11 protein-coding genes are annotated in these 14,431 nt (G+C 35.8%); 8 read left to right on the top strand and 3 right to left on the bottom strand.

Annotated features, from left to right (window positions below; translation table 11 throughout):
* The first annotated feature begins 18 nt into the window (after nt 1-18).
* Genes Q0947_RS02950 through Q0947_RS02970 form a run of 5 tightly spaced genes read left to right on the top strand, consistent with a single transcriptional unit; the run spans nt 19 to nt 6,657 of the window.
* On the top strand, nt 19-2,160 hold the full coding sequence (locus Q0947_RS02950; RefSeq protein ID WP_299391142.1) for a 3-hydroxyacyl-CoA dehydrogenase NAD-binding domain-containing protein: 2,142 nt from the start codon (nt 19-21) through the stop codon (nt 2,158-2,160).
* Between the two features lie 29 nt (nt 2,161-2,189).
* Nucleotides 2,190-3,395, top strand: coding sequence for an acyl-CoA dehydrogenase family protein (locus Q0947_RS02955; protein WP_299391144.1), 1,206 nt, complete (start codon nt 2,190-2,192; stop codon nt 3,393-3,395).
* The gene (locus tag Q0947_RS02960) at nt 3,395-3,829 is read left to right on the top strand and encodes a thioesterase family protein (RefSeq protein ID WP_299391147.1); all 435 of its coding nucleotides are present in this window, start codon (nt 3,395-3,397) and stop codon (nt 3,827-3,829) included. The genes Q0947_RS02955 and Q0947_RS02960 overlap by 1 nt, the downstream gene beginning before the upstream one ends.
* Complete coding sequence (locus Q0947_RS02965; protein ID WP_299391149.1) at nt 3,829-4,887, top strand: CaiB/BaiF CoA-transferase family protein; 1,059 nt, start codon at nt 3,829-3,831, stop codon at nt 4,885-4,887. Before Q0947_RS02960 ends, Q0947_RS02965 begins: the two co-directional genes overlap by 1 nt.
* A gap of 18 nt (nt 4,888-4,905) precedes the next feature.
* Complete coding sequence (locus Q0947_RS02970) at nt 4,906-6,657, top strand: long-chain fatty acid--CoA ligase (RefSeq protein WP_299391152.1); 1,752 nt, start codon at nt 4,906-4,908, stop codon at nt 6,655-6,657.
* A gap of 187 nt (nt 6,658-6,844) precedes the next feature.
* Here the strand turns inward: Q0947_RS02970 and Q0947_RS02975 are convergent, their stop codons facing one another.
* The 3 genes from Q0947_RS02975 to Q0947_RS02985 all read right to left on the bottom strand — a co-directional run bounded on the left by Q0947_RS02975 (nt 6,845) and on the right by Q0947_RS02985 (nt 10,410).
* Nucleotides 6,845-7,417 carry a DUF4251 domain-containing protein gene (locus Q0947_RS02975; protein ID WP_299391154.1) on the bottom strand — a complete coding sequence of 191 codons (573 nt, stop codon included), beginning with the start codon at nt 7,415-7,417 and terminating at the stop codon, nt 6,845-6,847.
* A gap of 610 nt (nt 7,418-8,027) precedes the next feature.
* The gene (locus Q0947_RS02980; RefSeq protein ID WP_299391157.1) at nt 8,028-8,651 is read right to left on the bottom strand and encodes an NAD(P)-binding domain-containing protein; all 624 of its coding nucleotides are present in this window, start codon (nt 8,649-8,651) and stop codon (nt 8,028-8,030) included.
* Between the two features lie 202 nt (nt 8,652-8,853).
* Entirely contained in the window at nt 8,854-10,410 is a 1,557-nt protein-coding gene (locus Q0947_RS02985) for a DEAD/DEAH box helicase (protein WP_299391159.1), read from the bottom strand.
* A 110-nt stretch (nt 10,411-10,520) separates the two neighbouring features.
* Between Q0947_RS02985 and Q0947_RS02990 the strand changes: the two genes are divergently transcribed.
* From Q0947_RS02990 to Q0947_RS03000, 3 genes are all read left to right on the top strand, one after another.
* A complete protein-coding gene (locus tag Q0947_RS02990) occupies nt 10,521-11,327 on the top strand; it encodes a DUF1853 family protein (protein ID WP_299391162.1) in 807 nt (268 codons plus the stop codon).
* Between the two features lie 227 nt (nt 11,328-11,554).
* Nucleotides 11,555-13,852 (top strand): type IA DNA topoisomerase, encoded by a 2,298-nt coding sequence (locus Q0947_RS02995; protein WP_299391164.1) that lies wholly within the window; start codon nt 11,555-11,557, stop codon nt 13,850-13,852.
* Nucleotides 13,839-14,426, top strand: a complete 588-nt coding sequence (locus Q0947_RS03000) for a pseudouridine synthase (protein ID WP_299391167.1) — start codon at nt 13,839-13,841, stop codon at nt 14,424-14,426. The genes Q0947_RS02995 and Q0947_RS03000 overlap by 14 nt, the downstream gene beginning before the upstream one ends.
* The last annotated feature ends 5 nt before the right edge of the window (nt 14,427-14,431 follow it).

Genomic DNA, 14,431 nt, shown 5'->3' on the forward strand with positions numbered 1-14,431 from the left:
GCTAAAAATGAAAAGAAAATGCAACATATAAAATATACAATAGATACAGACGGGATTGCTTTTATTACTTGGGACGTGGCAAACTCGCCAGTGAATATTATGAATGCAGAAACCATCTCAGAGTTTTTTGCAACAACCGATAAAGCCATTAATGACGCTACTGTAAAAGGTATTGTTATCAATTCAGCCAAAAGAGATTTTATTGCTGGAGGTGATCTAAAATGGTTTTTAAACTTTGACGGTACTAAACAAGATTGCTATGATATGCTAGCAAAAACGCATCAAAACATGCGGCAAATGGAATTATCGTCTAAACCCATTGTTGCTGCAATAAGCGGATTGGCTTTAGGTGGTGGTTTAGAGATTGCCTTGGCCTGTAATCATCGTATTATGCTTAATCATCCAGCAAATAGAATAGGATTGGTAGAATGTTCTGTAGGTTTATTTCCTGGAGCAGGTGGTACACAGCGTTTTTTAAGACTATTAGGTCCCAGAAAAACGATTGAATATATTACACAATCCCGTAAACTAACAGCAGAGCAAGCCTTAAAAGACACCTTAGTTAATCAAATATGCAGTCCTGAAGACGATATTAACGCTTTAGCTAAAGATTGGATATTGCAAAATCCAGAAGTGCAACAACCTTGGGACTATAAGCGCTTTGTAGTGCCTGGAACACCAAATGGAATAGGTCAAGTATCTGGTTTTACGGAGTTTTATTCGGTATCCAATGCTATGGCATATAAAACTACTCATGGTAATATGCCACATATTAAAAATGTGTTAAGCGCAATTTATCATGGAAGTTCTACAGGAATCGATAAAGCTTTAGAAGTTGAAACACGTTATTTTGTAGACACTTTATTCACTAAAGAAACGAAAAATATTATTAGAGCTGCTTTTATTTTTATAGGTGATGCAGCCAAAGGAAAAGCCAAACCGAAAGGTTTTGAAAATACGACCTATAAAAAGGTTGGTGTCATAGGTGCTGGAATGATGGGGGCAGGCATTGCCTATGTTTCTGCAAAAGCTGGATTAGATGTCGTTCTTAAAGATGTTTCTATGGAAGGTGCCGAAAAAGGAAAAAGCTATTCTTCAAAAATAGAACACGATAGGATTGCAAAAGGAAGAAGCACCGAAGACAAATCGAAGCTATTATTAGATAAAATTCAACCTACAGCTTCAGTTGAAGATTTAAAGGATTGTGATTTAATTATTGAAGCCGTTTTTGAAAATTTAGACCTTAAATATAAGGTAACTCAAGAAACCGAAGCACTGATTGCAGATGCAGTAATTTACGCAAGCAATACCTCTACATTGCCTATTACAGCATTGGCAAAAGCATCAAAAAAACCAGAAAAATTTATTGGTTTACATTTTTTCTCACCAGTTGATAAAATGCCTTTAGTAGAAGTTATCGTAGGAAAAAAAACATCCGATGAAACGGTTGCGGCTGCTATTGACTATGTCACAAAAATTAAAAAAGTACCTATTGTTGTTAATGACGGACGTGGATTCTTTACCTCTCGTGTATTCGGAAAATTTGTAAACGAAGGTATTAAGATGTTAGCAGAAGGAATTCCACCAGCAGTGATAGAAAATGTAGCCAAGAAAATTGGTATGCCAGTTGGTCCTTTAGCTATTTCAGATGAAGTCACTCTAAAATTGATGTTAGATATCATGAACGAAAGTCCTGATTTAACTGAATTTGAAAAAGAATTAAAAGATACCATTGACACTATTGTGAATAAACATGGTAGAGTAAGTAAAAAATCTGGTAAAGGATTTTACGAATATCCAGAAGGCGGAAAGAAATATTTATGGGAAGAATGGCCAATTATTTTTGAGCAGCAAACCGAATATGATAAAGAAGAAGTTGGCAAGCGATTACTATTCGCCATGGTTATAGATTCTTATAAGTGTTTAGATAGTGGTGTATTGCGTGAGCCTAGAGATGCTGATATTGGTTCTATCTTAGGACTTGGTTTCCCAATTCATACAGGAGGTGTGATGTCTTATATCGATTATATAGGTGCACAAGAATTCAAAAACTATGCAGCTGGTTTAGCTAAAAAATATGGCGAGCGTTTTCAATTACCAGACTCACTTTTAGAACGTATAGAAAATGCGGGAAACAAGCGTGTTTTTTATAAAAACTAAGTTAGTATTAACAAAAAAAATAAGCACAGATGTTACAAAACGTATTATTAGAAAGAAAAATATATGCATCAGAAGAGCATAAAATGATGCAAGGCATGATTCAAGATTTTATTGCTAATGAGCTTGCGCCTCAAATGGAAGAATGGGAAGAAAAAGGTATGGTAAGTCGTGAAATTTGGAAAAGAGCAGGCGAATTAGGTTTGCTTTGTATCGATATGCCAGAACAATATGGAGGTTCTGGACTCGATTTTAGTTTTAGTGCCTTATTTATGGAAGAATTGGCCAAAAAAGGAATCAGTGGCCCTGGTTACTCATTGCATTCAGATATTGTAGCACCGTATATCCTAAAATGGGGAACAGATGTTCAAAAAGAGAAATACTTGCCACTTATGGCTACTGGTGAGATGATTACGTCTATTGGAATGACAGAGCCTAACTGTGGTTCAGATTTACAAGCACTTCGTACAACAGCCAAAGACGCAGGAGATCATTATATAGTTAATGGTCAAAAAACATTCATTACTAATGGTTATTTGTCAGATATGTCAATTGTGGCTGTAAAAACAAATTCCGGTACACCTGAGGAGGGCGTTTCATTATTAATTATGGAAAGTTCAATGGAAGGTTTTGAAAAAGGCGTTCCTTTCAAAAAAATTGGAATGAAAGCACAAGATACTTGCGAGCTGTTTTTTGATAACGTAAAAGTTCCCAAAGAAAACTTGCTAGGTAAAGAAGGCTACGGTTTCAAAATAATGATGACAGAGTTAGCACGTGAGCGATTAACAGTTGCTATAGCAGCAATCGGTGGTGCACAAGGTGCAATTGAAGACACTATTGAGTATACTTCTGTAAGAACAGCATTTAAGCAACCCATTGCCGGCTTTCAAAATACCCAATTTAAACTAGCTGAGGCTGCAACAATGTTACAAATTCATCAAGCTTTTATAGACCGTTGTACAGAAGATTTAATTGAAGGTAAACTTTCTGCTGAAAGTGCTTCTATGGCAAAATTTTCTGCAACAGATATGCATAGTAAAGTGGTGGATGAATGTCTACAATTATTCGGTGGCTATGGTTATATGTGGGAATATCCTATTGCAAGACAATATGCCGATAATAGAGTAGCACGTATTTACGCTGGTACCAATGAAATTATGAAATTAGTAGTGGCTAGAGGCTTGTTTAGAGAGTTGTTTGCTCAAATGAAAGCCATGCGTAAGCAACAAAAGAAATAATGAGGCAAGTAACTATAGCAGATTTTAAGGTGCAAACTACTATTAATGTGCAATGGGGAGAAATGGATGCTTTTCAACATGTAAATAATGTGAGTTATGTGCGTTGGGGAGAAACAGCTCGAATTGATTATTTTAAAGCAATGGGTTTTTTTCTAAATGAAGAACCTAAGAAAATGAAATATGCCCCTATTTTAGGATTTCAATCTGTTAAATATATTTCACCCGTTGTTTATCCTGATACTATTATTATTGGTACAAAGACTGATGAGATTAAAGACGATCGCTTTATTTTAAAATCTTATTTTTTTAGTACCCAACAAAACCGATTGGTGGCAATAAAAACACATGAAGTTATAATTGTTGATTATAACAAGCAACAAAAAATAGCTTTGCCAGAAGAAATTATAGATTTTATTCATCAAATAGAAAATTAATGCAACAAAAAAAACCATTAGAAGGTCTTACAGTTGTTGATTTTACACGATTACTGCCAGGGCCTTTAGGCACGCATTTATTAAGTCAGTTAGGTGCAAAAGTAATTAAGATTGAAAGCCCAAAACGTTTAGATTATACGCGTTTTTACGAACCTAAAATTGACGATAGTTCTTATATGTTTTATGCCATGAATCATTCAAAAGATCAGCTTATAGTTGATTACGAAACGGAGGAAGGTTATAATAAAGTTCGGGATTTAATAGCTTCTGCTGATTTGTTGATAGAGCAATTTCGTCCTGGCGCCATGAAAAGTTTCAAATTAGATTTTGAAACTGTAAAATTAATAAACCCAAACATTGTTTATGTTTCAGTTACAGGTTATGGTCAAACAGGAGAATTACACACCAAAGCAGGTCATGATCTTAATTATTTGGCTACTGCTGGTTTATTAGATTTAAATAGAGACGAGAAAGGAAAACCTGTAATTCCTGGTTTTCAAATTGCGGATATTGCAGGTGGTTCTTATATGTTACTTTCAGCTTGTACATCTGGACTGTTAGCTCAAAAATTGCAGAATAAACCACAGTATATAGATTTGAGTTTGTTGGATGCAACTATCCCTTTAAATGCTATTGCACATAGTATGCTTCAAGGTGGCGCTTCGTATAAGCAAACACCTATTTTAAGTGGTATGCTTGTAAACTATAATGTATATGAAACTTCCGACGGAAAATGGATGGCTTTGGGTGCATTAGAAATGAAATTTTGGAACGGCTTCTGTGACCTGGTAGATAAACCTGATTGGAAGCGTAAATCGGAACTAGAATTAATCAATGGTGTTTTTCCGAAGAAAGATTTAGAAGCACTTTTTAAAACCAAAACGAGAGATGAATGGACAAGCTTAAGTGTCGATCAAGATACTTGTTTGTCTCCAGTTTTAGAGATAGAAGAAGTAACAGAACATCAACACATAAAAGAACGAAATGTCTTCAAAAAAGCTACCATAAAAGATAGCACCATAAAAACCTTTGCTTCGCCTTATAAAACCTACAGTTAATCTCTAACAATCTGTATTATGCCACAAAACTTAACACGTTTATTCGATTTAGCAACATATCAATTAAAACATACACCACAAGAAAAAGCCTTTAACACAAAGGTAGGAGGCAAGTGGCTGTCTTTAAGCACACAAGACTACTGTAATCAAATAGATATTATAAGTAATGCTTTGATTGAATTGGGTGTTAAAGTAGGCGATAAAATTGCTATTGTAACAGAAATAAACTGTGTAGAATGGCATATTTTAGACATGGCAATTTTACAAGTTGGTGCAATTAATGTGCCCTTATATGCAACCTTGTCCACAAACGATTATGAATTTATTTTAAACCATTCTGATTCAAAATTTTGTTTTGTTTCCAATAAGGATTTATATGAAAGAGTACAATCCGTTAAAAAAAACACAACAGTAGCTACAATTTTTTCTTTTGATAACACTGTTTGCAAAGACAATTGGCAAGGGCTGATGACATTAGGGCGACTATCGGATAATCACAAAGAAATTGAAGAAAGAAAAGCAAGTGTTTCACCAAAAGACCTTGCAACTATTGCTTATACTTCCGGAACCACAGGAGTTCCTAAAGGTGTTATGATTGCGCATGAAGAATTACTACATACTGCAACTACGTGTAAGGATCTTATTAATCTCCATGAGCCATACCTTCCAATGCTTAGCTATTTACCAATTAGCCATGTTTTTGAGCGACTAGTAACGTATTATTACCAATACATGGGAATGGAGATCTATTTTGCTGAATCTCTAGAAAAACTGGTTGATAACTTTCAAGAAGTAAAACCAGCATTTTTACCTATTGTGCCTCGCTTATTAGAAAAAATATTTGATAAGATCATAGCAAAAGGCAATGCGCTAACTGGTGTAAAAAAAAGCCTGTTTTTCTGGGCAGTAAGGCTAGCCGAAAACACAGAAATTGGACAAAAAAGAGGATTACAACACAAGATAGCAGATAAATTAATTTATAGTAAATGGCGTGCCATATTTGGTGGCGATTTACGATTTTTTATATCTGGTTCAGCACCTTTACAAGAACGCTTAATAAAAGTGTTTACGGCAGCAGGATTACCAATTTATGAGGGTTATGGTATGACAGAAACCTCTGGAGTGATCTCTTTAAATAGCTATAAAAAAGGTGGTGTAAAAATGGGAGCGGTTGGAAAAATTATGCCAGGATTAGAGCTTAAAATTGCAGAAGATGGCGAAATTCTCGTTAAAGGGAAAAATATTTTAAAAGGGTATTATAAAAATGAAGAAAAAACATATGAAGCTATAAAAAATGGTTTTTTTCATACAGGTGATATAGGCGAAATTTGTAAAGATGGGTTTTTAAAGATTACAGACCGAAAGAAAGAAATGTTTAAAACTTCAGGAGGCAAATACATTGCGCCAGCCATCATCGAAAACGTTATGAAACAGTCGTCTTTTATAGAGCAAATTATGGTTATTGGAGAAGGTTATAAAATGCCAACAGCACTCCTACAAGTAAACTATGAATTTGTTAACGATTGGGCAAAACGAGAAAATCACAAAATCACGGATATTTCTAACGACAAAGTTCTTATAGCCAGAATTCAAGAAGATATTGATTTATACAATCAAAATTTAGGGAAATGGGAAAGAATCAAAAAATTTGAAATCACACCGGATGAATGGACTATTGAAGCTGGGCATTTAACACCGACGATGAAATTGAAACGCAAGGTCATTAAGGAAAGATATCAGGATCTTTTTGCCAAAATATATTCGAGTTAATCTTCTATAAGTTCTGATTAAATGATATCGTTAAAAATAATTGTTTGATGAAAAATTGTTTGACGAAGTATTGAACCAATAATGACAGAATTATTAATGATTGACTATTCAGGTGACATTTGATATGTAATTTTGCTCTATAATTTATATTATGTAAAATAGAATTTTATAGCAGAAAGAACGGCCACTATTCTCCTTTGTCTTCCAATCTACTTACACGTCCTGTATATTCAATTGAAGTCCTTGTTGTCGACTGTACTCGGATGATGCTTTTCATATTTGGATATAATGTAATCATCATATCGTAATGTTCGCTGTTACGATATTTGTCGTCTATCTTTAATCTGATTTCAACCGCATGTTTTTGATCATCATGTGTTACTACATAATCTTTTGGAATATCATCAAATTCAATACTCGTTTTGTTGCTACCATAGCCACCGCTTCCAAAATTCTGTTCTCCAAAATATGGCAAATAGCCCTGAATACTATCGCCCTTGATAGTCAACTTATTAGCATTTGTGGTAATGTCAATATTATTGGCGTTGTTTCCTGGTCCTAGAATATTTGAATTCGCAACTCTTGAAAATGCTGCAGATGCAAATGGTGACGCGCTATTGGAAATAATTACAAGGGATTGTGAATCAACTAAATCCTTTAAATTTTGATATGCTAAATCATCCTGTGCTGTAAATTCTTTGGATGAACCACAAGCCATTAACATCAGAAAAAGTGCGCTAAATAGGAATAAGTTTTTCATAGACATTAATTTACGATTTTTTTTGAATAGAGAGACCCGAATTTCACGAATTAGCACTAATTAATTGACATTCTCTCCGTGTATCTCTGTGGTAATTCGTCGTGTCAAAACAAAAAATAGAGACACGAATTACACGAATTCACACGAATTTTTGATCTATAAATTCTCAAGATTTACTTTTATAAACCACCGCGCATTAATGTGTTTACTCCATATTATACCTGTTTTTCCGGCATCATTCGTGTCATTAGTGTAATTCGTGTCAAAAGAAATAGAGACACGAATTTCACGAATTTGCACTAATTAATTGACATTCTCTCCGTGGATCTCTGTGGTAATTCGTCGTGTCAAAACAAAAAATAGAGACACGAATTACACGAATTCACACGAATTCACAAGAATTTATAATTTATAAAGACTCAAGATTTGGTCTTGTAAAGCATTGGGCATTATTGTCATTTCACCATTATACTCTTTTATCCGGCATCATTCGTGTCATTAGTGTAACTCGTGTCAAAAAAATAGAGGTGGTTTTAAAAAATTTGCACGAATTAAAAAGACCCTATCCAATTACAGATAAGGTCTTATTTATACTATCCAAATAATGAGTTTACATTAACGATTCGAGTTCTGCTCTATTCACAGATTTTCCATATATTTTTTGTTCTGGATCCATGATTTTCGTTTTACTTAAATCGCCTACATATACGGCATCAAATCCAATATCCTCAATGAGTTGTTGGGTAACGCGCTTGCTTTCTTCATCCTGTGCAGCAAAAGGCACCGCTACACGATCCTGATCACGCCAAGCTTTCGTTTTTAAATGGTCAGCTTTAATAGTATTAAAGGCCTTGCCTGTTCTTGCCGTACCAAATTTCATGGCCGTATATTCCGAGGCATTTCTATTGCTGTCTCTTACCTCCTGTGCCAAAGCACCATCGCGTTCCGGATAAGGGTTTGTCGCGTCAATGATCACGCGATTCCCATATTCTCCTGCATAAAGTTCAGCCAATTCATCTATCGCTTTAAATGGAACTGCTAACAAGTACACGTCAGCATTGGCTTCAAAGGCTTTTTCAACACTTACCGCCTTTGCATTGCTGCCGCTATCTCTCACCAAATCATTTAACTGTTCTGGATGGCGCGAACTGAAGAGCACTTCATGTCCTGCTTTCGCCCAATGTTTTCCTAAGTTTCCACCTATATTTCCGCTTCCTATTACTCCTATTTTCATCTGTTTTTGATTTTAACTGTTATTATAATGTATTGCCGTTAGCAATAGTCATCTTGGAGTTCAAGATTGATAATTGTAAGTTAATCTGAATAAAACAGGAAATTTGGTTGAATAGCACAAATTATTGACCCTATCCAATTAGTACATTGGAGAAAGTAAACAGATGTAAATGATAAAGCTTATTGATTCAGTAGCCAGTCTTTTATTCTTCTGGTGGATATCCGTGGATTTCTTCAAAAACGGTATCGAAGTTTTCTCTGATATAAGCACGTAATTTCATACGATAATCCTCATGCAACCATTTCACAAAATTGAAAGTACTTTTACTGATGCATTGGGTGTAACGCTCCAATCTGTGATTGATATCGTCTTCCAATAATTTCATCAGCGCTAAAGCATCATAAACATCTTCACTGTTTTCAACACAAATTTTTGTGTGATGTGCAATAGATTGCTCTAACAAAACCTTTGAGGAATCCCCTTTATTAACCGAGTCAATATAAGCTTGTTTCATATCAAAATATACTTCCTCAGAATTGGCGAATTCCTTACGGATGGCATCCGGCATTTCATATCTGAAATTGGACTCAATATCATGATCATTTATAATGCTATCCAAGTAGTAATTTGGAGATCCGAAGATTTTCTGCCAATCAATATCCGCACCCCAAGGCCCGAAACGATGCATATTATTACCTAAATCGATAATTTTAAATACCTCTTTACCTTCATAAATACGAGATCCACGACCTACCATTTGGTAATACAATGCTAATGATTTGGTAGCTCTATTAAGAATAATTGTATCTACAGATGGCTCATCAAAACCTGTGGTCAAAATACTTACAGATGTTAATATGGCATTTGGTGTTTCCTTAAACCATTTCAAAATGGCTCTACGTTCTTTTTTAGAAGCGGTATTGTCTAAATGCGCAATGGTATACCCTGCTCTTTTAAACGTGTCATAAACATGTAAAGACGTGTTGATTCCGTTGTTGAAAATCAATGTTTTCTTGCCTAAAGAGTGCTGCTCGTAAGCATACACTACTTTTTTCAGCATGTCTGTATTGGTGTAAAGATCTTCTGAAGATTTTACGGTATAATCACCGTTCGATCCGACTTCCAAAGACGTCAATCCCACATTATATTGGTATGTTTCAGCCGGTGAAAGGAATTTATTTTCAATAAGCGATTCGATAGTTTCTCCCGTAATCAGCTCATTGTAATTATCCTTCATTGGCAAATCTTTATTTGAACTTAACGGGGTTGCCGTTACACCAAGAATAAACGATTTTTCAAAATATTTGAACAGTTTAGTGAAAGAGTTGTAATGCGCCTCATCAATAATCACCAATCCAACATCAGAAATATCTAACATGTCTTCCTGGAGCCTATTGTTCAGCGTTTCCACCATAGCCACAAAACAGCTATATTCTGCTTGGTCATCTAAATTGGCCTTGCTGTCTACCACCTTGTTGCTGACATTAAATTCTGTCAACATTTTTGAGGTTTGTTTCAACAACTCAATACGGTGGGTTAAAATCACAACTTTTTTATCGTGATTCTTCAAATACTGTCTTACAAATTCAGAGAAGATAACCGTTTTTCCACCACCAGTAGGCAATTGGTAAAGTAAATGATAATCTTCAGGTGCTTCATCAAAAGCTTTAAAAACCTTATCGATAGCTTTCTTCTGATAGTGGTATAAATCTTTTCCGGTTTGACGTTCTAAATTTTCTGAAAGAGTTTTTACAGACATGCGTAATGTAGCTTAGGCGTTTGGATTAATAAGAAGCTGCAAAGGTAAGTGTATTAGAGGGGTATTGCAATATTTGTCTAAAAGATATTTGTAATTTGCAACGAATAATTATGGATAAAGCTAATTTACAACGGAATTTTGAAGGGTATGTAAATACACCTCTATTATGGACTGATGCTCCTGTTTATGGATTATCACCTTATATTTTTAAGCCGATAAGCAATCAACATTTTACAGATGAAACTGTTAATCGGCTCAGGTTAGGGAAAATGATCGAGCATTTTGTGTTCCATCAATTGGCAACAGATCCGTCGATTACTATTCTGGCAAAAAATATTCAGATACAGGATGGCAAACGCACCATTGGCGAATTGGACACGCTCCTTTTGACGGAAGTTGGACCTGTTCATTTGGAAATTATCTATAAATTTTACCTGTATGATCCTGATGAAGGTGAAACTGAATTAGCACATTGGATTGGTCCGAATAGAAAAGATGCGTTGCTACAAAAACTGACCAAACTTAAAGAAAAGCAGTTACCACTACTCTATCATCCCAAAACACAAACCATGTTGGAGCGTTTGTCGCTCAAAAGTGATGATATAAAACAATACGTGTTCTTTAAAGCGCAGTTATTTTTGCCTTTAGATTTCTCGGATGATGCCTTTTCGCAATTGAATCCTGCATGTGTAAACGGGTTTTATCTTAAGAAAGATGAACTTATCCGTTTTAGAACGGCCGAATTTTACATTCCTCAAAAACAAGATTGGATTATGGATGCCCACGATTCCGTTGAATGGATGACTTATCATAATTTTGTTGCTGAAGTGTCACCTTGGCTTGATGACAATCGGTCGCCTTTATGTTGGATGAAAGAGGGAACTAAAACCCAAAAAATATTTGTCGTTTGGTGGTGATTTCCGTAACCATTTCATCTCCAAACACATTGCGGGTTTAGTTGGATTCCTTGCCAAATGTCCTCAAAAAGTTTTACTTTGCACACGCAATTTTAAAATGAAAATTGGAGAAGCTATGATCATCCAATGTTTCAAGAATTTCAGTTGGTTTGGATGTTATGTTGCCATCTAACGCGTTGAAATACTTTACAATCCATAAACCATTCATTAAAAACTAAACTCTTATTTTGAAAGTCTGTATTGCCGAAAAACCAAGTGTAGCCCGAGAAATTGCGGCTATTTTAGGAGCCAATAGTAAACATGATGGTTACTATGAAGGTAATGGTTATGCAGTAACCTATACGTTTGGACATTTGTGTACTTTGATGGAGCCAAACGATTATAAACCGCATTGGAAGAGCTGGGATCTGAATAATTTGCCCATGCTGCCTGAGAAGTTTAAAACTAAGGTGGTGAGTAATTCTGGCATTCAGAAGCAATTTAAAATTGTAAAGAAATTATTCGAAAATGCAGAACTCGTGATAAACTGCGGGGATGCTGGCCAAGAAGGAGAATTGATTCAACGTTGGGTTCTGGATCAGGCCAATTATAAAGGCAAAGTGCAGCGTTTGTGGATTTCGTCATTAACGTCTGAAGCTATTAAAGAAGGTTTTGAAAACTTGAAACCCTCTGAGCAGTATGACAATCTCTTTTATGCTGGATTTTCCAGAGCCATTGGCGATTGGCTATTAGGGATGAACGCTACCCGTTTATACACCTTAAAACATGGTGGTTATAAGCAAGTATTGTCCGTTGGCCGTGTGCAAACTCCAACGTTGGCTATGGTGGTGAATCGTTTTAAGGAGATTGAAAATTTTGTGCCTCAACCCTATTGGGAATTGCAAACACTGTATCGTGACACTCTTTTTAGTTATGAAGAAGGCCGATTCACCAAAATGGAAGATGGTGAAGTATTGGCCAATAAAGTAAAGGAACACGAGTTTGAAATTGTTTCTATTACCAAGAAAAAAGGCAAGGATTACGCACCAAAATTGTTTGACCTTACCGGATTACAGGTGTATTGCAATACTAAATTCGGATTTTCAGCTGATGAAACACTAAAGATTGTTCAAAAATTATATGAACAGAAAGTGGTCACCTATCCAAGAGTTGATACGACGTTTCTTCCAACTGATATTTATCCTAAAGTTCCTGGAATTTTAAAAAACCTATCAAAATATGCGCATTTAACCGCGCCAATTTTAGATAAAAAGATTAAAAAATCACCAAAAGTCTTTAACGATAAGAAAGTTACAGATCACCATGCCATCATTCCTACTGGTGTGGAAAGTCAGTTGCAATACAATCAGCAACAGGTTTATGACATTATCACTAAGCGATTTATAGCCGTTTTTTATGACGATTGTAATGTCTCTAACACCACGGTGATTGGTAAGGCAGCAGATGTCAATTTTAAAGCTACTGGAAAAGAAATTTTGAGCAAAGGTTGGCGTGTGGTTTTTGAAAGTGCTGACGGCAGTAATAGTGGTTCAAAAGAAAACTTATTACCAAGTTTTGTGAAAGGGGAAAAAGGACCTCACGAGCCTTCCTTTTTAGAAAAACAGACCAAACCACCTAATCAATTTACGGAAGCCTCCCTCCTACGTGCTATGGAAACTGCGGGGAAACAGGTTGATGATGATGAAATGCGCGAATTGATGAAAGAGAACGGAATTGGTCGTCCGTCAACCCGTGCGAATATTATTGAGACCTTATTTAAGCGAAAATACATCGAGCGGAATAAAAAACAGGTGTTGCCTACACAAATCGGAATTCAACTGATCGATACCATTCAGAATGAATTGTTGAAATCGGCTGAGCTGACTGGAATGTGGGAAAAACAGTTGAAGGATATTGAAAAAGGCACTTATAGCGCTGCACAGTTTATCGCCAACATGAAAAAGATGGTCGATGCGTTGGTGTACGAGGTCCGCAGTGAATCAACACGTGCAAACATTTCGCATACCAAGGTGGAGCAAAAGGCGGTTGCCAAGAAAGAAGCAAAAAAGAAAGCAGGCATCACGTCTGAACAATGCCCTAAATGCAAACAAGGTTACTTAATTAAAGGGAAATCGGCCTATGGATGTAGCGATTTTAAGAATGGATGTCGTTTTGTTTTGCCCTTTAAGTTTAAGGATAAAAAGATTTCTGAAAAACAATACTTAAGGTTACTTCAAAAAGGTTCAACGGTCAACTTAAAAGGTTTTAAAACTGAGTCTGGAGAATTGGAAGGACTGATCCGTTTTAATGAGGAGTATCAATTGGTTTTAGAACCGAAAAAATCGGCCAAAAAAGAGCTTCCAGATACGTTAACATGTCCAAAATGTAAGAAAGGAACCGTTATAAAAGGCAATTCTGCTTATGGGTGTAGCGACTATAAAGCGGGTTGTGATTTCAGGTTTACGTTTGATGACGTACGTAAGAAATCGGAAGGAAAAACCATGAGTAAAGAGTTGGTATTTAAGATTTTAAATGGAGACATCTAAATTGAATCAGCATGTGTATTATGCGCTTCATAAACCTTTCGGCTATCTGAGCCAATTTATGAGTAACGCCAAGCATGAGCGCAATAAAAAGTTTTTGGGAGAACTCTATGACTTTCCTGAAGGCGTGATGCCTGTGGGACGTTTGGATAAAAATTCGGAAGGACTGTTACTCTTAACCACCGATGGATTCTTGAGTAATGAAATAAACAGCCGCCAAGTTGAAAAGGAATATTATGTTCAAGTAGATGGCGACATCACATCGTCAGCTATTGAAGAACTGCAAGGCAGTGTCAATATCGGATTTAAAGGCATCAAATATGATACAAAACCCTGTAAAGTTTTCAAATTGGAGAGTCCGCCTGATTTTCCAGAACGGTCAAAAAAAATAAGAGATCCACGTCATGGCCCAACCTCATGGTTGTCGATTACAATAAACGAAGGGAAATTTAGACAAGTACGCAAAATGACTTCTGCGGTTGGTTTTCCTACCCTGAGATTGGTACGTATACGTATAGGCACCATTCATTTAAACAGAATGGCACCAGGTGATGTTATAAAATTGGATGAATTATAGGTAGA

Source organism: uncultured Gelidibacter sp. (assembly GCF_947500795.1).
In the GTDB taxonomy this organism is placed as follows: domain Bacteria; phylum Bacteroidota; class Bacteroidia; order Flavobacteriales; family Flavobacteriaceae; genus Gelidibacter.